This is a genomic window from Streptomyces sp. 147326, from assembly GCF_045000215.1.
Taxonomy (GTDB): Bacteria; Actinomycetota; Actinomycetes; order Streptomycetales; family Streptomycetaceae; genus Streptomyces.
The window spans coordinates 768585-788005 of record NZ_CP134201.1; the positions used below are offsets into that span (position 1 = coordinate 768585).

General features: G+C 72.3%; 16 protein-coding genes. 4 read left to right on the forward strand and 12 right to left on the reverse strand.

Translation table 11 applies throughout. The features are described 5' to 3' along the window. Nucleotides 1–44 precede the first annotated feature (44 nt). The 6 genes from RIU97_RS03760 to RIU97_RS03785 form a co-directional block, all read right to left on the reverse strand. The gene (locus RIU97_RS03760; protein ID WP_404953322.1) at nucleotides 45–1832 is read right to left on the reverse strand and encodes an ABC transporter ATP-binding protein; all 1788 of its coding nucleotides are present in this window, start codon (nucleotides 1830–1832) and stop codon (nucleotides 45–47) included. A gap of 2 nt (nucleotides 1833–1834) precedes the next feature. Next, a complete protein-coding gene (locus RIU97_RS03765; protein WP_404953323.1) occupies nucleotides 1835–2893 on the reverse strand; it encodes an iron-siderophore ABC transporter substrate-binding protein in 1059 nt (352 codons plus the stop codon). A 112-nt stretch (nucleotides 2894–3005) separates the two neighbouring features. Continuing rightward, nucleotides 3006–3854: an ABC transporter ATP-binding protein gene (locus RIU97_RS03770; protein WP_404953324.1), complete on the reverse strand. Its 849-nt coding sequence runs from the start codon at nucleotides 3852–3854 to the stop codon at nucleotides 3006–3008. 38 nt (nucleotides 3855–3892) lie between these two features. Then, nucleotides 3893–4876 carry a FecCD family ABC transporter permease gene (locus RIU97_RS03775; protein WP_404962743.1) on the reverse strand — a complete coding sequence of 328 codons (984 nt, stop codon included), beginning with the start codon at nucleotides 4874–4876 and terminating at the stop codon, nucleotides 3893–3895. Nucleotides 4877–4968: 92 nt separating this feature from the next. Continuing rightward, a complete protein-coding gene (locus RIU97_RS03780) occupies nucleotides 4969–6027 on the reverse strand; it encodes a FecCD family ABC transporter permease (RefSeq protein ID WP_404953325.1) in 1059 nt (352 codons plus the stop codon). 98 nt (nucleotides 6028–6125) lie between these two features. Next, entirely contained in the window at nucleotides 6126–7481 is a 1356-nt protein-coding gene (locus RIU97_RS03785) for a lysine N(6)-hydroxylase/L-ornithine N(5)-oxygenase family protein (protein ID WP_404953327.1), read from the reverse strand. 271 nt (nucleotides 7482–7752) lie between these two features. Here RIU97_RS03785 and RIU97_RS03790 point away from each other — a divergent pair, with 271 nt between their 5' ends. Next, nucleotides 7753–8700, forward strand: coding sequence for a methionyl-tRNA formyltransferase (locus tag RIU97_RS03790; RefSeq protein ID WP_404953328.1), 948 nt, complete (start codon nucleotides 7753–7755; stop codon nucleotides 8698–8700). Nucleotides 8701–8919: 219 nt separating this feature from the next. Here RIU97_RS03790 and RIU97_RS03795 read toward each other — a convergent pair whose 3' ends face one another. Continuing rightward, a complete protein-coding gene (locus tag RIU97_RS03795) occupies nucleotides 8920–9777 on the reverse strand; it encodes a 2OG-Fe(II) oxygenase (protein ID WP_404953329.1) in 858 nt (285 codons plus the stop codon). A 171-nt stretch (nucleotides 9778–9948) separates the two neighbouring features. Here RIU97_RS03795 and RIU97_RS03800 point away from each other — a divergent pair, with 171 nt between their 5' ends. Then, entirely contained in the window at nucleotides 9949–10596 is a 648-nt protein-coding gene (locus RIU97_RS03800; RefSeq protein ID WP_404962744.1) for a DUF4389 domain-containing protein, read from the forward strand. A gap of 218 nt (nucleotides 10597–10814) precedes the next feature. Continuing rightward, on the forward strand, nucleotides 10815–11504 hold the full coding sequence (locus RIU97_RS03805; protein WP_404953331.1) for an alpha/beta hydrolase: 690 nt from the start codon (nucleotides 10815–10817) through the stop codon (nucleotides 11502–11504). Nucleotides 11505–11536: 32 nt separating this feature from the next. Here the strand turns inward: RIU97_RS03805 and RIU97_RS03810 are convergent, their stop codons facing one another. The 5 genes from RIU97_RS03810 to RIU97_RS03830 form a co-directional block, all read right to left on the reverse strand. Continuing rightward, nucleotides 11537–14083, reverse strand: coding sequence for an ABC transporter permease (locus RIU97_RS03810; RefSeq protein ID WP_404953332.1), 2547 nt, complete (start codon nucleotides 14081–14083; stop codon nucleotides 11537–11539). A 107-nt stretch (nucleotides 14084–14190) separates the two neighbouring features. Then, complete coding sequence (locus RIU97_RS03815; RefSeq protein WP_404962745.1) at nucleotides 14191–14943, reverse strand: ABC transporter ATP-binding protein; 753 nt, start codon at nucleotides 14941–14943, stop codon at nucleotides 14191–14193. Nucleotides 14944–15096: 153 nt separating this feature from the next. After that, the gene (locus RIU97_RS03820) at nucleotides 15097–16395 is read right to left on the reverse strand and encodes an ATP-binding protein (RefSeq protein WP_404953333.1); all 1299 of its coding nucleotides are present in this window, start codon (nucleotides 16393–16395) and stop codon (nucleotides 15097–15099) included. Beyond that, the gene (cseB, locus tag RIU97_RS03825) at nucleotides 16392–17069 is read right to left on the reverse strand and encodes a two-component system response regulator CseB (protein WP_404962746.1); all 678 of its coding nucleotides are present in this window, start codon (nucleotides 17067–17069) and stop codon (nucleotides 16392–16394) included. Before cseB ends, RIU97_RS03820 begins: the two co-directional genes overlap by 4 nt. Nucleotides 17070–17371: 302 nt before the next feature. Next, the gene (locus tag RIU97_RS03830; protein ID WP_404953334.1) at nucleotides 17372–18538 is read right to left on the reverse strand and encodes a glycosyltransferase; all 1167 of its coding nucleotides are present in this window, start codon (nucleotides 18536–18538) and stop codon (nucleotides 17372–17374) included. Nucleotides 18539–18797: 259 nt separating this feature from the next. Here RIU97_RS03830 and thpR point away from each other — a divergent pair, with 259 nt between their 5' ends. Continuing rightward, a complete protein-coding gene (thpR, locus tag RIU97_RS03835; RefSeq protein ID WP_404953336.1) occupies nucleotides 18798–19382 on the forward strand; it encodes an RNA 2',3'-cyclic phosphodiesterase in 585 nt (194 codons plus the stop codon). Nucleotides 19383–19421 lie beyond the last annotated feature (39 nt).

Genomic DNA, 19421 nt, shown 5'->3' on the forward strand with positions numbered 1-19421 from the left:
CCCCTTCACAGTCTGTAAGTCGGCCCACCCGGATCAGGGTGGGCTCAGCTACCCTCGCGCCAGGCCCGCCACAGGCGCGCGTACCGGCCGCCCAGAGCCACCAGCTCGTTGTGCGTGCCGTGCTCCACGACGCGTCCCGCGTCCAGCACGGCGATCCGGTCCGCCGCCATCGCCTGCGTCAGCCGGTGTGCCACGACCAGCGTGGTCCGGCCCGCGCACGCGGCGAGCACCGCCCGTTCCAGCTCGGCCGCGCCCTCGCTGCCCGCTTCCGCCGTCGACTCGTCGAGCACCACCACCGGGGACCGGGCCAGCACCAGCCGGGCCAGGGCGATCTGGGCGACCTTGGTGACGTCCAGCCGCTCGCCGCCCTCGCCGACCAGGGCGCCCGTTCCGCCCGGCAGCGCGTCGACCCACTTGTCGGCGCCGACCGTGCGCAGGGCGTCCATCAGCTCGGCGTCGGTCGCTTCCGGCGCGGCCAGCCGCAGGTCGTCGGCGAGCGGGCCGGAGAACACGTGCGTCTCCTGCGTCAGGATGCTCACCAGGGCCCGCGCTCCTGCCTCGTCCAGACCGGCGAGGTCGGTCGGACCGATGCGCACCGACCCGGCCTGTGGGGTCCCGATGCCCGCGATCAGCGCGGCCAGGGTCGATTTGCCCGCGCCCGTCGCCCCCACCAGCGCGAGCGAACCCCCGGCCGGAATCGTCAGGTTGACGTCCCGAAGGACCGGCTCCTCGGTGTCGGGATAGCTGAACGTGAGTCCCTCCACCGTCACCGCGTACGGCACGTCGGCCGCCGGTACGACGCCCGGGGCGCCGACCAGCCGGTCCTCGGCGTCCTCCCCCAGCACGCCGACCAGCCGCGTCAGGCTCGCACCCGACTTCTGCGCCTCGTCGAAGGTGAACATGATGGAGCCCAGCGGGGTGAACAGCCGGTGGAACAGCAGGGGGGCCGCCGACACCTCGCCGAGGCTGGCGGCGTCGGCCTCCAGCAGGGCGTAGCCCACCACGAGGATCAGGACCAGTCCGATGAACTCGGCGCGGTTCTCCCGGCCGACGAAGCGGCCGAAGAGCCGGAACACCTCGATGCCGAGTTCGCGCACCCGCCACGATTCGGTGGTGACCTTCTCGCGGACGGCCCCCTCCAGGCGGTACGCCCGCACCGTGTCGATCCCGTTGAGCCCACTGATCAACGCCTGCGCGCGGTCGGCCTGGACCGCCCGCTGCTTGCGGTAGAGCGGGGCGGACCGGGGCAGGTACCAGCGCAGGGCCAGCGCGTACGCGGGCAGCGCGCCGGCGCCGGCCAGGCCGAGCCGCCAGTCCAGGCCGAACATGCCGAGCGTGGCGATGACCACCAGCACGCCCGCCGAGAACACCGTGGGGACGGCCGTGCGGATGCCCCTGGACAGCACGGCGACGTCGTCACCGACCCGGGACAGCACGTCTCCCCGGCCGACCTGCTCGATGCGTGCGCTCGGCATCCCCAGCACCGCCCGTACGGCACCTTCCCGCAGCCGCGCGAGCAGGTCCGCGCCCAGCCGCCCGACCAGGTAGGTCGACAGGGTGGTGGCCGCCGCGCCGAGCAGCGCGGCGGCCACCATCAGCACCCCTGTCGTGACCAGGATGGCGCGGGATTCGCCCGCTACCACCCCGTCCACGACCCGGCCGAGCAGCAGCAGCGGGAGTACCTGGAGCGCCGCCCCGGCCACCGTGGTGAGCACGGTGGCGGCCGTCAGCCAGGGCACTTCGCGGCAGTGCGCCGTGACCCAGCGGGTGGCCTCGCGTCCGGTCGTCGTGCGCAGGGTCGACGGGGCGACGCGCGTATCGGTGGTGCTCACACCTAGCCGACCGACTTGACGAGTTCGTCGACCGCGTACGGCAGGGACAGCAGGGTGCCCTGGGACATGGCCGCGCCGACCGCCGGGCCCTCGCCGTCCAGCAGGTACGACACCTTGCCGTTCTTGACCGCGGCCAGGTTGGCGAACAGCTCGAACTTCTTGAGCGCCTCCGTGTCGGCCTTGTCGTTGATGACGAAGATGCGGTCGACGTCGATCAGGTCCATGCGCTCGGGGGACAGCGTGGTGTAGAACTTGCCGTCGGCGATCTTGTCGATCTCGGTCTGGTACTTGAAGCCGGTGCCCCTCACCAGACGCCCGCGGACGTCGGTGGAGGTGAAGGGGGCCGCCGAGTCCTTGTACCAGGACAGTGCGACGGCGGTCTGGTTCGCGAACTCGGGGTGCGCCTTCTTGGCCGCGTCGAGCTTGTCCTGGATGCCCTTCACCAGTTCGGTGCCCTTGGACTCCTGGCCCAGCGCCTTGGCGATGTGGACCGCGTTGTCCTGCCAGGGGGCGCTGAACGGCTCCTTCTCGGCCTTGGTGCGGCCCACCGTCGGGGCGATCTTGGAGAGCTTGTCGTAGGCGGCCTGGTCGATCTCGGAGTAGACCGCGATGATCAGGTCGGGGCGCAGGGCCGCGATCTTCTCGTAGTTCGGTCCGGTGTCGCCGTTGTTCATGACGACCTCGGGGCGGGTGTCGCCCCACTTGTCCTTCACCCAGGGCCACTGGGTGTTGATGTCCGGGCTGGTGCCCGGCGGGTTGGGGTACTGGTCCACCATGCCGACCGGCTTGATGCCGAACGCCAGGATGGCCTGGTCGTCGGTGTAGCCGACGGAGACGACCCGCTGGGGGGCCCTGGCCACCTTCGTGGACCCGAACGCGTGCTCCACGGTGACCGGGAAGGTGCCGGCCGCGGCAGCCGGGGCGTCGTCGCTCTTCTTGTCGGACTGGTCCTTCGTGTCGGAACCGCATCCGGCCAGGAGGCCGACGCCGAGGGCCGCGGCGGACAGTCCCGCCGTCAGCCGCCCCCAGGAATTCGTACGAGTCGTTCGATGGAGAAGCATCCGCAATCCCTTGCTTTCGGGCTGTCCACTGCGCCCCCGCCCGAGGGCAGGCAAACCGTATCGCGCTCAAGTGAGGCTAGCCTAGCCTTACTTGAACCGGGTTTTTGTCTAATCAGTCGAGTCGGCCGAGCTGGACGTGGGTACGGCCGATCGGCACGATCAGCGGCCGGTCCCCCACCGGATCGTCGATCACCTTGGCGCGCAGCCCGAACGCCTCGTGCAGCAGTTCGGCGGTGATGACGTCCCGCGGGTGCCCCTGCGCCAGGATCGACCCGGCCTTCATCACGATGAGGTTGTCGCTGTAGCGCGTGGCCAGGTTGAGGTCGTGCAGCACCATGACCACGGTGCATCCCGACTCGTGCAGGTCGTCCACGAGGTCGAGCACGTCGATCGCGTGCGCCAGGTCCAGGAAGGTGGTCGGCTCGTCCAGCAGGAGCAGGTCGGTGCCCTGGGCCAGCGTCATCGAGATCCAGACGCGCTGGCGCTGTCCGCCGGACAGCGCGTCGACCGGCCGGTCGGCCAGGTCGGACACCCCGGTCATGGCCAGCGCCCGCTCCACGACGGCGGCGTCGTCCGAGGACCACTGGCGCAGCCAGCTCTGGTGCGGATGTCGCCCCCGGGCGACCAGGTCGGCCACCGTGAGCCCGTCCGGCGCGACCGGCGCCTGCGGCAGCAGGCCGAGCTTCTTCGCCACGTCCCGGGTCCTGAGCGTGGCGATGTCCTCGCCGTCCAGGACGACCGACCCCTTCGTCGGTTTGAGCAGCCGTGAGAGGGTCCGCAGCAGGGTCGACTTCCCGCAGCCGTTGGAGCCGATGATCGTGGAGATCACCCCGGGCGGGATCGCCACGTGGAGGTCGTCGATGACGCTCCGGCCTCCGTACCCGACCGTGACCCCCCTGGCCGCCAGCCGTGAGGTGTCCTCACCCCCGGACTGGATCCCGGTGATGTGCGATACGGCCACAAGTCCCCCTGCACTAGACGTGCCTTCATACGAGTCGGTCAACGGAGGTTCGCCCGCACCAGGAGGTAGACCAGGAAGGGACCGCCGATCGCGGCGGTGACCACGCCCACCGGGAGGGTGATCGGCAGCGCCGTACGGGCGACCAGGTCCGCGCCGATCAGCAACAGGGCCCCCACCATGCCGGAGGCCGCCATCGGCGGCGTCGGGCACCTCAGCAGACGCATCGCCACCTGCGGCGCGACCAGCGCGACGAACGGAACCGGGCCCGCCGCGCTCACCGCCACGCCGGCCAGCAGGACCGCGCACAGCAGCAGCACCGCCCGGACGGCCGAGTACCGGACGCCCAGCCCCGCGGCCACCTCGTCGCCGAGGTGCATCGGCTTGAACTGGAACGCGGCGCACGCCACGACGACCATCAGCGCCAGCGTGCACCAGACCGCCACCCGGATGTCGTCCCACGACCGGTTGTCCAGCGAGCCGATCAGCCACGCCTGGGCCCGGGCCACGTCCCTGATGTCGGCCTGGACCAGCAGCCAGGTCGTGACGGCTTCCATCACGGCGCTCACCGAGATGCCGATGAGGATGAGCCGGAAACCGTCGATCCCGCGCCGCCACGCCAGGAAGTACACGAGCAGTCCCGTGCCGAGACCGCCCGCGAGCGCCGCCCCCGACAGGCCGACGGAGCTCACGACCGCCGCGGCGGTCCCGCCCGACACCGTCACCAGGAACACCGCGACCGCGCCGGCGCCGCCGGTGATCCCCAGGATGTCGGGGCTGGCCAGCGGATTGCGCGCGATGGACTGGGTGATCGCCCCGGACACCCCCAGCGCGATGCCCACGACGCACCCGGCCAGGGCCCGCGGCATCCGCAGGTCCATGATCACGAACTCGTCCACCTGCTCGCCCCGGCCGAGGATCGTGGCGATCACCTGGGGCAGGCCGATGGGGAACTCCCCGACGCCGATGGACAGGCAGAACACCAGGAACGTCGCCGCCGCCAGCAGCAGGGTGGCGCACACCATCCACGGTCGCCACACGAACGACACCCGGCCGAGCCGGACGCCCGGCGCCACCGGCGGCTTCACGACTTCCACGACTTCCACGTCGGCCCCGTTCACGCGCTCTTGAACTTTCCGCGCCACACCAGAACCGCGAAGAAGGGGGCGCCGAGGAGGGCCACCACGACACCGGCGTCCAACTCGCCCGGCCGCACCAGCAGGCGCCCCGCGATGTCGCAGACCAGGAGGACGATGGCGCCGAGCAGGCCCGCGTACGGCACCAGCCAGCGGTAGTCCGGCCCGGTCAGGTACCTGGCCACGTGGGCCACCATGAGACCGAGGAAGGCGATGGGCCCGCACGCCGCCGTCGCCGCACCCGCCAGCAGGGTGATGGCGATGATGCCGACGGTCCGGCTCAGCGCGATGTTCACGCCCAGCCCGCGCGCCACGTCGTCGCCCAAATTGAGCAGGTTGACCGCGGGCAGCGTGGTCAGGGCCAGCACCAGCCCGACCGCGATGAACGCCGTCACCGGCCAGATGACGTCGAATCCGACACCGGCCACGGAGCCCGCGTTCCAAAAGCGCAGTGCGTTCAGCGAGGCCTTGTCCGACAGCGCGACCGCCGTGGTCATCGCCGCCAGGAACACGGTGATCCCCTGTCCGGCCAGGGCGAGCGTCAGGGGGTTGCCGGCCCCCCGGCCGATGCTCGCCAGTCCGAACACGACGACACCGGCGACCGCCGCCCCCAGGAAGGAGAACCAGACGTACTGGAACGGGCCGGCGAGCCCGAACACGGCGATCACCGTGACCACGGCGAACGAGGCTCCCGAGTTCACCCCGAGCAGGCCCGTGTCGGCGATCGGGTTGCGCGTGTACCCCTGGATCAACGCCCCGCCGACGCCCAGAGCCACGCCCGCCACGACCGCCAGGACCGTCCTGGGCACGCGTACGGTCTGCACGATGAGCCTGATCTCGGTGAGCCGCCGGTCCGGATCCGGTTCCGCCGTCAGCCCGTGCCACACGTCGGCCGGACCGAGGGCGCGGGCACCGACGGCCAACGACACCACCACGGCGGTCAGGAGGATCAGCAGGAGTGCCAAGGAGCCCACAACCCGGCGTCGGCGGGCCTCCGTTGCACCCCTGGGCGCGGGACGCTCCACTGTAGTCGTGCCCATGTCGCTGTACGTTATCCCTTCGCTCCACCGGCGAAACATCGCCGGTGGCACGCGCCACCAGGCGGCAGTGTGCGGACCGCAGCGGTCCGCGTATCGGGCTAGCGGGCCGTGCTGCCCGTTCCGTCGGCCACGGTCCGGACCTCGTCGGAATCGGACTTGAGGCCCCGGTCGAGGAGCGAGTCGAGGATCTCGCCGACTCTGATGCTGGTGTTGGACAGCAGGGACGACGTGATGCCGTGCGTGTGCTCCGTACCGCCCTGCACGTAGATGCCGCAGCGCAGTTCCGGGTCGGTCGCGATGCGGTAGTCGCGCTCGACGCGGACACGGCCCTCGTCGTCGCGCAGGCAGCGGTCGGCGACCTCGCCGAGGAGGCCGATCGGGTCGGCGGGGCGGTAGCCGGTGGCGAACACCACGACGTCCGCGTCCAGGAGCGTCTCCTCGCCTGTCACTAAGGACTGCACGGTGGCGTGGACCTTGGCCGGCGTCTCCGTGACGCCGGTCAGCCGCGAGACGTTGATGAAGCGCAGGCGCTCGGTGCCGAGGACCTTCTCCTGGTACATCTGCCGGTACAGCTCGTCGATCAGGTCGATGTCCACCACGGAGTAGTTCGTGTTGCGGTGGTAGTCCATCAGCTTGCGCTTGACGTTCTCGGGCGCGGTGTAGAACTCGCCGACCGCCTCCGGGTCGAAGATCCGGTTGGCGAAGCCGCTGTCGTCGGCGGGGCTGTACCCGTACCGGGAGAAGACGGCGCAGACCTCGGCCTGCGGGAAGCGGCGGTGCAGGTAGGCGACGTTCTCGGCGGCGCTCTGCCCCGCGCCCACCACGATGAAACGGGAGGGGTCGGCGTCCTTCAGGCCGTCGACCTTCGTCAGGAGATCGGAGTTGTGCCAGATGCGGTCGGTGCGCTCCACGCCCTCCGGCATGAGGGGACGCAGGCCGGTGCCGATGACGAGGTTGCGGGCCCGGTGGAGCGCGAGTCCCTCCCCCGACCGGACCGTCACGTCGAGGTGGTCCACCACTCCTTCGCGGACGACCGGCGTGACCCCCACGACCTCGTGGCCATAGGAGACCATGTCGTCGACCTTGGCCGCGGACCACTCCAGGTAGTCGTGGAACTCCACGCGCAGCGGGAAGAGGTTCTTGTGGTTGATGAAGTCGATCAGCCGTCCCCTGCTCTTCAGGTAGCACAGGAAGCTGAACTCGCTGGCCGGGTTCCGGAGCGTCACCAGGTCCTTCAGGAAGGACACCTGCATGGTCGCGTCGTCGATGAGCATGCCCCGGTGCCAGCCGAAGCGCGGCTGCTGCTCGAAGAAGTGAGTGGTGATCACTTCTTCCCTGCCGACGCGTGCGTTGTGCTCACCGACCGCGATCGCCATGGCCACATTGGACGGGCCGAAGCCGATTCCTATGAGGTCGTGGATCAGCGGGGGGTCGCCAGGACGAGCCTGTGCCATGTCGCTCCCATCGTGCGAGGGCAGCCGCCGTCTGCCGAGCGGCCAAGGCGGTCGGTCGGGCATCGGGAAGGCCGGAAAGCCGGGCACGCCGACGGAGACGCGACCGAAACTTAGGTAAGGCTAAGCTGATTCTCCCGGGGCTGTCGATAGACAAATCGGGCGGCCGGATCGGAGTGATCGTCAACTCCCGGCAGAGCGAGCACCGTTGTCAACTTAGGCAAGCCTTGCTTTACTCGACTGCTACCAACCCCTGTCCCTGAGGAGGAACCCCATGCGGGTCGTCATGTTCGGTTACCAGACCTGGGGGCACCGCACCCTGCAAGCCCTCCTGGACTCCGAGCACGACGTGGTGCTGGTGGTGACGCACCCGAAGAGCGAGCACGCCTACGAGAAGATCTGGAGCGACTCCGTCGCCGACCTCGCCGAAGAGCACGGCGTCCCGGTCCTGCTCCGCAACCGCCCGGACGACGACGAGCTGTTCCAGCGCCTCAAGGAGGCCGACCCGGACATCATCGTCGCCAACAACTGGCGTACGTGGCTGCCCCCGCGCGTCTTCGGACTCCCCCGCCACGGCACCCTGAACGTGCACGACTCGCTGCTGCCGAAGTACGCCGGCTTCTCGCCCCTCATCTGGGCGCTGATCAACGGCGAGACCGAAGTGGGCGTCACCGCGCACATGATGAACGACGAACTCGACGCCGGGGACATCGTGCGGCAGGAGTCGGTACCGGTGGGGCCGACGGACACCGCCACCGACCTCTTCCACCGGACCGTCGACCTCATCGCCCCGGTCACCGTCGGCGCCCTCGACCTCATCGCCTCCGGGCGGACGGAGTTCACCAGGCAGGACCGGTCCCAGGCGAGCTTCTTCCACAAGCGGTCCCTCGAGGACAGCCGGCTCGACTGGAGCTGGCCCGCGGAGGACCTCGACCGCCTGGTCCGCGCCCAGTCCGAGCCGTACCCCAGCGCCTTCACCTTCCACAAGGGCAGGCGCCTGGAGGTCCTGTCCGCCTGCGTGTCCGAGGGCCGGTACGGCGGCACGCCCGGCCGGATCTTCTACCGGGAGGGCGAGGGCGTGGTGATCGTCGCGGGCGCCGACGCCCGGACGGGCCGCAACCACGGGCTGGCCGTCACGCGCGTACGGACCGAGGACGGCCGGGAGCTGCCCGCGGCCGAGTACTTCACCTCGATGGGCGGATACCTGACCGGGCGGGCCTGACCCGTCGGAGTCCTGACCGGGCGTCCGTGACCGGGGGCCCGTGACCCGTCGCCCCCGGCCGTGTGCGACTACCGGCGGCTGCGTACGAGCAGGTGGCGGAAGTTCGGCGTGCCGATCACGGCGGTCATCAGGCCTGCGCCGGGCCGGGCCGGGCCGGTGCGATGACCGTCCGGCCCACCAGGTCGGCGGTGTTCGTGAGGGGACTTTCGAGGACCTCGCTCACGGTGCCGTGCGGGGCGCGGGAAGGGTGAGCCGGGTGACGGGGTCGGCGGCCGGGAGGGCGATGGGCCTGGCGCCGTCGTGGTCGCGGGTGATGTCCGCGAGCGGGCGGGTGTGTTCGGCCGCGCGGGCCATCCACTGCCAGATCCGGAACGGGGTGCCGGGAGTCGCCGGCGCGGACTCGGTGCCGCTGATCCACGTCGTGAGCGTGAACCGGTGATCTTCGAACCGGCCGCTGGGGCAGGTGGACGGGACCACCTCGTGGAAGGCGCTGGCCGGGAAGAACACGATGGTGTCGTGCTCGGGTTCGATGGTGCGGTAGGTCTCCGCCGGCAGCGGTCCGCTCTCGTGGAACTGCGTGTCGTACAAACGGAGTTGGCCGCCCTCGAAACCACGGGGCCTGCGGTGGAGGTAGTACACGGCCGACACGGCCGTGCCGACGTCGCGGACCCGTGAGGCGTCGGTGTGGATGCCGTAGTGGCCACCTTCCCCGTGCGCCGTCAGGACCGTCAGGGTCTGCGTGAGCGCGGCCTGGTGACCGAGGACCTCCTGGACGAGCGGCAGGCAGTCGGCGAGGTGCCGGCTGAAGACGGAGCTGGTCACGGGGAGGACGAGGGAGCTGCGGCCTTTGTGGGAGACCTGGCCCGACAGGGGGTCGAGGACCGTTCCCGCGTTGAAGTCGGGCTGCCGGGAGATCCCGTAGGCCAGCAGGCCGGCGGCGCGTTCCTCGCCGAGGAAGTTCTCGAAGCGGCAGACCGGGGCCGGTATGACGGGGGTCGTGGACCACCGGTCGGAGGGAGGCAAGTCCCGGGTGCTGATTTCCGTCGGGGTGGCCGGTTCCTTCGCGTATCCGCTCATGGCCCGGAACCGTAAGCGGAGTGGCCCGCACCGTCGAAGGAGCACGCAGGGGCGCACAGGAGTACGCCGCTCCCGCCCCATGTGCTCGCGCTCGGGGTCCGCCCGAGTGGAGCGCGGTGCGCGCAGCCGGGATGATGGGAGGGGACGAGGTGAGCCGATGAGGTGAGCACGATGACCCTGCCGACCTCCTACCCGCCGGTAACGGTGACGGCCCGACTGGACCCACCGCTTTCGCGCTGGCTGTGGCTGGTCAAGTGGATCCTGGCCGTTCCGCACTACATCGTGCTGGCGTTCCTGTGGATCGCCTTCCTCGTGATCTGCGTGATCGCGTTCTTCGCCATCCTCTTCACCGAGCGGTATCCGCGGGCCCTCTTCGACTGCAACCTCGGGGTCCTCCGCTGGACCTGGCGGGTCACGTACTACTCCTACGGCGTCCTGGGCACCGACCGGTATCCGCCGTTCAGCCTCGGACCCGAACCCGACTACCCGGCCCGGCTGGACATCGCCTACCCCGAGCGGCTCTCCCGGGGCCTGGTCCTGGTGAAGTGGTGGCTGCTCGCCATTCCGCACTACCTCGTGATCGGCTTCTTCACCGGTGCGCACGGCGGCTGGTGGAGCGCGGGCCTGATCGGCCTGCTCGCGCTCATCGCGGTCGTCACGCTGGCCTTCACCGAGAAGTACCCGCGCGACCTGTTCGACCTGGTGATCGGGCTCAACCGGTGGGTGCTCCGCGTGACGGCGTACGCCACGCTCATGACGGACGCCTACCCGCCCTTCCGCCTCGACATGGGCGGTGAGGAACACGTGACCGCCGTATGAACCGCGCGCTCGGACGCCGGGCACCGGCCCGTGGCCGACGGGTGGTTGACCACGCCGGAGGGATCCCGCGCGAGCGTTCCCCGCAGGTGGCGAGCCCGGCCCGACGGCTTGGAACGCGCCCCCCTTCGACCCCGAACTGAGTGCGGCGCTGGCGGCTTTGGGGGACGCGGCGAGGGAGCCGTTCACCCCGGAGAACCTCGCCGCCCGGCAGGTGCGGGATGCCGCGTCCCGGCCCATGCCGGCACGGCGGGAGCTCCGGGCCGACCGACGGCCTCTTCGAGGTGGACGAGCTGGTCGTGCCGGGAGCGCCGGGCGACCCGGACGTCACGCTGGTGAGCGCACGGCCCGCCGGGGTCGCGGGCCCGCTGCCGGCGCTGTACTACCTGCACGGCGGCGGAATGATCATGGGCAACGCGCGGTCCGTCGTCCCGCAGGTGCTGCGCGCATGGGCCCTGCCCCTGGAGCTGGCCGTCGTCTCCGTCGAGTACCGGCTGGCACCGCACACGCGGTACCCCGGCCCGGTGGAGGACTGCTACGCCGGACTCGTCCGGGTGGCCGAACACGCGCCCGAACTGGGCATCGACGCGGACCGCGTCGTCATCGGGGGCAAGAGCGCCGGCGGCGGCCTCGCCGCGGCCCCCGCCCGCGCCACGGATCTGTCCGGGCTGCCCCCGGCCTACATCGAGGTCGGATCGGCCGAGACCTTCCGGGACGAGGCCGTGGCCTACGCGAACGCGATCTGGCAGGCCGGCGGCCAGGCCGAACTGCACGTGTGGCCCGGGGCCTTCCCCCACGGCTTCGACACCTTCGCGCCCCGGGCGGCCCTCAGCCGGGACGCCCGCGCCGCCCGTTCCGCCTGGCTCGGTCGCGTCCTCGCCCGGTCCGGTGCCGGGCCCGCCGACTGCTGAGCAGCTCACGGCGGCGGGCCCGGGCGCGGGGATTACTGCGCCGCCGTGGCGGCCGGAATATCGACGCGGGCGGCCCTGCGGGCCGGCCAGAGCGAGGCGGCCAGCGCGCCCGCCATCGCGACGAGCACGCCGAGGGCGAGCCGGCCCCAGGGAAGGACCAGCGCGTAGCCCGCGACGCTTTCCTGGAGGGTGCGGCCGAGCGCCCAGCCCAGGAAGACGCCCAGGACCGTGCCGAGCGCCGCGCCGAGCCCGCCAAGGACCAGGGCCTCCAGCCGGATCATCCGGCTCACACCGGCGCGGTCCACACCGAGGGCGCGCAAGGTGCCGATCTCCTTGCGGCGTTCGAGGACGGACATCGCGAGGGTGTTGGCGATGCCCAGCCCGGCGATCGCCAGGGCCATGCTCAGCAGGGCGTAGAAGACGTTGAGCTGGTCGCCGATGGACCCGCTGTCCTGGGCCCGGATGCCCGCCCGGTCGAGCACGGCCAGGGCGGGGTTGTCGCCGAGTGCGCGGGTGACGTCGCCGAGTGCGCTCCGGCCGGGTCCGCCGGCCGTGCCGACGAGGATTCCGGCGGTGTGCGGGGTGGAGTCGTAGCGGGCGACGAGGGAGTCGGGTGCGGTGATGCTGGGCAGCAGGTTGCTCTGCTCGTCCGCCCGGTAGACGGCGCCGATGGTGACGCTGCCCCGCTCGCCGTCCTGACGCTGCAGGGTCAGGGTCTGGCCGACGTGCCAGCCGGCCGGCCTGGCCTTGAATTCGGCCACGGCGATCTGGCCCTCGGCGAGGCGGTCGAGGGAGCCCGCGACCACGTCGTAGCGCAGCAGCCGGCCGATGGTGGCGGGGTCGACGCCGGTCAGCACGGAGGGGGTTCCGGCCAGCCGGTACTCGGTGGACTGGTTGAGCGGGCTGACCGCGGCCCCGGGCACCTTCCTCAGGGCCGCCGCGGTGTCGGGGGTCATCCGCATGCCGCCCTCGGCGGGCTTGACCAGGTAGTCGGCGGTGAAGTCGTGGGTGGTCGCCCGGTCGAGGTACCGGGCGACGGAGGCTCCGAGGACGGACAGGCCCGAGGCGAGGGTGAGCGCGATGGCGAGCGCGGCGGCCGTGGCGCCCGTACGGCGCGGGTCGCGCACGGTGTTGCGGGCGGCGAGGCTGCCGTACACCGGGTGGAGGCGGGTCAGCAGCGGCCGGACCAGGGCGACGAACGGCCGGGCCAGCAGCGGGATGAGGACGATCGCCCCGGTCAGGGTGAGGGCCGCGCCGAGGCCGATGACGGCCCGGGAGTCCCGCCCCGTGGTGAGGGCCCCGTACACGGCGGCGGCGATGCCGCCGACCAGCAGCGCGGCGCCGAGGCCGGTGCGCAGGGAGCCGGTGCGCGCGGGCGCCGCGGGCTCGGCCGCGCTGAGCGCGGCGACCGGCGGGATGGCCATGGCCCGGCGGATCGGCAGCCAGGCGGCGACCATGGGCAGGGCGGTGCCGACCAGCAGGGAGGTGATCACGGTGCCCGGGGTGAGGACCAGCGGGCCGGCCGGGGCGTCGGCCGGGGCGAAGAGGGTCTGCAGCAGGGCCGCGGCCCCGGTGCCGGCGGCGAGTCCGGCCGCGGAGGCGATCGCGCCGACGAGGAGGGACTCGGTCAGCAGGATGCGGCGCACCTGCTTGCGCGAGGCCCCGACGGCCCGCATCAGGGCCAGCTCCCGGGTGCGCCGGGCGACGAGCATGGTGAAGGTGTTGGAGATGAGGAAGGTGGCGACGAACAGGGCGACCGCGGCGAAACCGAGCAGGATCTGGCTCATGGTGTCGCTGTCGCTGGTGGCGAGGTTCGCCTGGATCCGGGCGAGCTGGGCCCCGGTGGCCGCGCCGGTGCCCTGGGGCAGCGCCGATTCGATCCGGCCGAGGAGCTGCTGCGCGTCGGCGCCGGGTGCGGCCGTGATGTCCACGTTCTGGTAGCAGCCGGGCTGGAGGAAGAGCCGCTGCGCGGTGGCGTCGCCGAACAGCGTCAGGCTGCCCCCGGCGGGCAGCGTGGTCCCGTCGGCACGGAAGATCCCCCTGAGGGTGTACGAGGCGGCGCCCTGGTTCGTGCCGACGCGGACGGTGTCGCCCACGCGGAAGCCGCCCTTCGCGGCGGTGGTCTCGTCGAGGGCGATCGTGTCGTCTCCGGTCGGGCCCGAACCCTGGGTGAAGCGGTAGGCGGGGTCCGTGCCGGCTGCCCCCGCGGCGAAGTTGCCCCCCTTGTGGGACGGGCCGTGACCGAGCAGCCGGCCCTCGCGGTCGGCGACGGCGGCGAAACCGGTGACGCGGCCCGCGGCGACGGCGACGCCGGGGACCCCGGCCAGGGTGTTCACGGTGCCGGCGTCGATGCCGGCCGGCCCGCCGGGGTGGTTCGGGGAGTCCCGGGAGTCCTCGGGGAAGACGCTGACGGCGATGCGCTCGTAGCCGTCGGTCGCCCGGGCGGTGGCGGCGCGGTGGAGGCTGTCGCCGTAGACGAGGCTGCCGGACACGAAGGTGACTCCGAGCATGACCGCGAACACGGTCATCAGGAGACGGGCCTTGTGCGCGAACACGTTGCGCAGGGCGGTACGGAACATGGGGATGCGGATCCTGGGGGAGGCGGCTCGGCTGGTGCGAGCGAGCGGGAGGGCGGCTGGTGCGGTGCTCGGGCTGGTGCTGGTGTGGTGCCGGGGCGGGGGGCGGTTCAGCTGGTGCGCGAGCGGGTGTCGAATTCCTTCATCCGGTCCAGCACCCGGTCCGGGGTGGGACGGCTCATCTCGTCGACCAGACGGCCGTCGGAGAGGAAGACCACGCGGTCCGCGTAGCCGGCGGCGACGGGGTCGTGGGTGACCATGACCACGGTCTGGCCCAGCTCGCGCACCGAGTCGCGCAGGAAGCCGAGGACTTCGGCCCCGGACCGGGAGTCGAGATTGCCGGTGGGTTCGTCGCCGAAGACGATCGAGGGACGGGACACCAGGGCGCGGGCGACCGCGACGCGCTGCTGCTGCCCGCCGGACAGCTGTCCCGGCCGGTGGTCCAGGCGCTGGGGCAGCCCGACCATGGAGACCACCCGGTCCAGCCACTGCCGGTCGGGCCGGCGGCCTGCGATGGTCAGCGGCAGCGTGATGTTCTCCAGCGCGGTCAGCGTCGGCAGCAGGTTGAAGGCCTGGAAGACGAAACCGATCCGGTCGCGGCGCAGCCGGGTGAGCTGCCGGTCGTCGAGGGTGCCCAGTTCGGCGGTGCCGATGCGGACGGAGCCGGAGCTGAAGGAGTCGAGACCGGCGGCGCAGTGCAGCAGGGTGGACTTGCCGCAGCCGGAGGGACCCATGATCGCGGTGAACTCGCCCTCCCCGAAGGCGATGCTGACCCGGTCCAGGGCGACGACGCGGGTGTCGCCGCTGCCGTAGACCTTCGACAGGTCGGTGGTGGCGGCCGCGGCCCCGGTCGGCGTGTGCAGCGGGTGCGGGGCAAAGGCGTCGGCGGTCACGAAGGACTCCTCCTCGGGTGCGGAAAGGTGCACTCCGAAGGGTGTCCGGGGAACGTATCGGGGTTCGGGCCGCCGCGTATCGGCGTCCGCTCCGCTTCGTATCGGTTGTGTAGGGGCGGGCGGTCAGGCCGGCAGACGGAGGGTGGCGACCGCGCCGCCGTCCGGGGCGTTCTCGAAGCGCAGCTCGGCGCCGAGGAGCCGAGCCTGGCCGAGGGCGATGGTCAGGCCCAGGCCGTGGCCCGAGCCGCGCCCCGTGCCGCCCGTGTGGAAGCGGCGCGGGCCGTCGAGGAGCAGGTCCCTGGGGAAGCCGGGGCCGTGGTCGCGCACGACGACCGTCCGGCCCTCGACGGCGACCCGTACCGGGGTGTCTCCGTGCCGGTGGGCGTTGACGACGAGGTTGCCGACGATCCGTTCGAGGCGGCGCGGATCGGTCTCCACCGTCTCCCCGGCCCGTGCGGCCTCGGGACCACCCTGTGCGTCGGCGTCGGCGGCTGCGGTGACGGTGACCTCGGTGTCGAGGCCGGTGCGCGCCACCGCCTCGGAGACGACCGCGCCGAGCGGGACACGGTCGCGGACCGGCCGTTCGGCGCCGGCGTCGAGCCGGGAGATCTCGAGGAGGTCCTCGACCAGGCCGCGCAGGTCGCGCACCCGGGCCCGGAGCAGGTCCTCCGTCTCACCGCGGGGCAGCAGGTCGGCGGCGGCCAGCAGACCGCCGACGGGGGTGCGCAGCTCGTGGGCCACGTCCGCGGTGAACTGGCGCTCGGTGCGCAGCCGTCGGCCGAGGCTGTCGGCCATGAGGTCGACGGTGGCGGCGATGTCGGCGACCTCGTCGCCGCCCTCGGTGGGTCCGGTCCGGGCGTCCAGGTCCCCGGCGGAGATCCGGCCCGCGGTCTCGGAGACCCGCCGCAGCCTACGGGCGAGCAGCCCGGCTCCGTAGACCGCGAGGGGCACGGCCGCCGCGAGCGCGACCAGCGAGGCCAGCGCCATGCTGACGTCGAGCCGCTGCAGATCGTGGAGCTCCGAGCTCATGTTGACCCGGACGGCGAGCACCGGGCTGTCCGGGCCGCCGGTGCGCTGGGCGGCCCAGACGCTGGGCCCCACGTTGCCCTCGACGTGCCCGTCGTGGGCGACGTGCCGGACGCCGTCGGCAGGCCGGCGCAGTGCGGCGGGCAGCTCGGCCGGATCGAGCTCGGCACCGTCGATCAGCGTTCCGGTGCGCCGGTAGGTGGCCGTGGCGGAGTACACGGTGTTGAAGGCCTGGGCTTCGGCCCGGCTGCGGATGTCCTGTGCGGTCCACACGTGCACGAGGACGCCCACCGCCGCCACGACCAGGCATGACGTGGCCGCGGCCAGTGCGGCGATCTTCCAGCGCAGGGACACGCGGGCCGGCCGGAGCCGGTGGAACGGACGCACCGGCCTCAACGCCTGAGCTTGTAGCCGAAGCCGCGGACCGTCTCGATCCTGTCGCGGCCGAGTTTCCTGCGCAGCCGCTGCACGCACAGGTCCACGACGCGGCTGTCGCCGTCCCAGCCGTAGTCCCACACGTCCCGCAGCAGCGTGTGGCGCTCCAGCACGATGCCCGGGTGGGCGGCGAACGCCAGGAGCAGTTTCAGTTCCGTCGGGGTCAGCGCCACCGGGCTTCCGGCGACGAAGACCTCCAGGCCGCCGGTGTCGATGGTCAGGTCCCCGAAGACCAGCGTCTCCCCCGCCGACGGTGGCGGCCCGTCGTCGCCGGTCGCCCGCCCGGGTTCCGGGGCGGGCGCGGGCGCGTAGGTCGCCCGCCGCAGCAGCGAACGGATGCGTGCCACGAGCACGTACGTGTCCACGGGTTTGACCACGTAGTCGTCCGCGCCGGCCTCCAGACCTGCGACGACATCGAGTCCGTCGCCGCGGGCGGACATCATGAGGACCGGCACCAGGCTGGTCTCCCGGACCCTGCGGCACAGGCCGATCCCGTCCAGGCCGGGCAGCATCACGTCCAGGATCAGCAGGTCGAAGCCCTCCTCGCGGAAGAGCTCCAGCCCCGCCAGCCCGTCGGCCGCGGTCCTCATCCGGTAGCCGTAGCGCTCGAGGGCGACGGTGAAGGAGCGGCGCATCAGGTCGTCGTCCTCCACCAGCAGCACGCGAACGGGTGGCGGAGAGGCCGGGGCCGGCGCCGGGGGCGGGACGGACGGGGACACGGGCGGACGGCTCCTGTTCGGACGGTCGTGGGAAACGGGCAGGTCCCGTCCGCGCCCACGCGCGGACGGGACCTGAAAGGAACGATATGGCAGACATCGGGCGTGGCCGTTCGCCGCGGCCCGGCGCACGCATTTCGATGGACGACCAAGCGCTCCCTGATACCCGCCCGATACAAAACCCGTCCGGGGTGGTGCGCCGCACCGGGATCACGGCTGGCTCAGTGGGCGGCGTCGAGCAGCAGTTTCGCGGCGACCGTCGCCCCGTCCTTACGGATCGTGGCGGCCACGGCGGTCGCCCGTGCGCCGGTCTCGGGCTCCAGGGCCGCCTCGAGCGCGAGCGACAGGGACTCGGTGGTCGGGGCGGGGCCGTCGTGGGCGGTCCCGATGCCCAGGTCGGTGATCCGGCCGCCCCAGTACGGTGCGTCTCCTCCCTGGGGCACGACCACCTGGGGCGTGCCGGACCCGGTGGCGGTCGCCGTGGTGCCCGCGCTGCCGTGGTGCACGACGGCGGCCGCCCGCCGGAACAGCGCCTGCTGGTTGACCTCGCCGACGACGAAGCAGTCGTCCTGGTCGTCGACCAGGTCCAGGCCGGCCCAGCCGCGGGCGAGGACCACACGGCGGCCCTGCGCGCGGACCGCGGCGACGGCCGTCCGCGCGAAGTCCTCCGGGGCGCCGATGGGCGTACTGCCCAGGCCGACGTACACCGGTGGTGCGCCGGCTTCCAGGAACGCCTCCAGGCCGGCGGGGAGCGGGCGTTCGTCGGGCCGGGTCCAGGCACCGGTCTGCACCACGTCGAGGTCCGTCGTCCGCCAGGGGTCCAGGACCGGGTCCGTGGCCAGCCACGGCTGGTCGGTGAAGGCGTAGTCGCGGACGTTCTCCACCGGTGGCAGGCCGAACGCAGCCCGTCGGCCGTTCAGCTCCTCGCCGAACATCTCGTTCGCGATCCGCGCGTCCAGCTCCCACAGCGCCCGGTTGTCGCTCACCCCCGGCGGCAACGGCCGGCCCCGCCGCGCGGGCGGCCGCCGGTAGGGCGACGGGAGGGCGACCGGCTGGTGGCTCGCGTGCACGTAGCGGATGCCCAGCTTCTCGGCCACCGACCGCGCACCGGTCACGGCCGGCAACGGGCCCGTCGCCACCAGCGCATCACAGCCCACGGCCGCCGCGGCGACCGTCTCGAACTGCGCGCCCATCAGGTCGGCCACGCGCTGCGCCAGCCCCACCGCCGAACCCGGCGTCACCGAGTGCACCATCGGGCGCACCGGCTGCCCGGCCGGCACCATCTCCACACCGACCCCGGCCAGCCGCTCCACGAACTCCGCATCCGGCGGGGCGCACACCCGCACCTCCGCGCCGAGCTCCCGCAGGGCGACCGCGAGACCCGCCATCGGCTCGACACTTCCGCGCGACCCGTACGTCGACAACAGCACACGCAACGTGAACAACCCCAACTTCCGCAGATTCCAGGTTCGATCGGTGATTCTGCGGCACGGCCGGGGTCTTGCCGCAAGGCCCCCGGTGCGCTATATGTTGAGCGTGGCAAGGAGTCGGTTACCTCCTTGCCTTTCCTTTTGCCGTCCGCCGCCGCACCGCGCGCGGGGAACGCAAAGATGACTGGACCCGCTCGGACACGGTACGAAGTCCTCCGTGAACGAAAAGATCCAGGCCGAGACCGTCCGCGTGTTCATAGCGCTCGCCCCGCCCGACGACGCGAAGCAAGAGCTGGCCGAGCAGCTGCGGCCCGCCTACGCCGCGTACCCGGACATGCGCTGGAACCGCATCGAGGACTGGCACATCACCCTGGCCTTCCTCGGCGAGCTCCCCGTCACCGCCGTTCCGCTCCTCAAGGAGCCGCTCGCGGACCTCGCCGCGGCCCGGCGGCCCCTGAAGCTCACACTGCGCGGAGGCGGGCACTTCGACGAACGGGTCCTGTGGACCGGGATCGACGGAGAGCTCGAAGCACTGCACCTCCTCGCCACCGACGTGCGCGCCACCGTCCGCGCGTGCGGCATCGACTTCCAGGAGCGACCGCTGCGCCCCCATCTGACACTGGCCCGCTCCCGCCGCAACGACCGCACCAGCGCGGTGGAGGCGGCGGCCGGGCTCGCCGCGTTCACCGGCCGCCCGTGGCAGACCCGGCGGCTCCACCTCGTCGGCAGCAACACGGGCCGCGGCCCCGGCCCCATCCATTACCGCGACATCCAGGCCTGGGGCTTCGACGGCCTGGACTGAGAACGGGCGGCCGGAGGGAACCGGATTGATCATCTTTGG

Bases quoted from the DNA above. Each gene is read 5' to 3' on its own strand.
- RIU97_RS03785 (WP_404953327.1), bottom strand. From the start codon at position 7,481: ATGGCACAGGCTCGTCCTGGCGACCCCCCGCTGATCCACGACCTCATA.
- RIU97_RS03765 (WP_404953323.1), bottom strand. From the start codon at position 2,893: ATGCTTCTCCATCGAACGACTCGTACGAATTCCTGGGGGCGGCTGACG.
- RIU97_RS03795 (WP_404953329.1), bottom strand. From the start codon at position 9,777: ATGAGCGGATACGCGAAGGAACCGGCCACCCCGACGGAAATCAGCACC.
- RIU97_RS03830 (WP_404953334.1), bottom strand. From the start codon at position 18,538: ATGGCGGGTCTCGCGGTCGCCCTGCGGGAGCTCGGCGCGGAGGTGCGG.
- RIU97_RS03780 (WP_404953325.1), bottom strand. From the start codon at position 6,027: ATGGGCACGACTACAGTGGAGCGTCCCGCGCCCAGGGGTGCAACGGAG.
- RIU97_RS03775 (WP_404962743.1), bottom strand. From the start codon at position 4,876: ATGGTGTGCGCCACCCTGCTGCTGGCGGCGGCGACGTTCCTGGTGTTC.
- RIU97_RS03805 (WP_404953331.1), top strand. From the start codon at position 10,815: ATGCCGCGTCCCGGCCCATGCCGGCACGGCGGGAGCTCCGGGCCGACC.
- RIU97_RS03800 (WP_404962744.1), top strand. From the start codon at position 9,949: ATGACCCTGCCGACCTCCTACCCGCCGGTAACGGTGACGGCCCGACTG.
- cseB (WP_404962746.1), bottom strand. From the start codon at position 17,069: ATGCGCCGCTCCTTCACCGTCGCCCTCGAGCGCTACGGCTACCGGATG.
- RIU97_RS03810 (WP_404953332.1), bottom strand. From the start codon at position 14,083: ATGTTCCGTACCGCCCTGCGCAACGTGTTCGCGCACAAGGCCCGTCTC.
- RIU97_RS03790 (WP_404953328.1), top strand. From the start codon at position 7,753: ATGCGGGTCGTCATGTTCGGTTACCAGACCTGGGGGCACCGCACCCTG.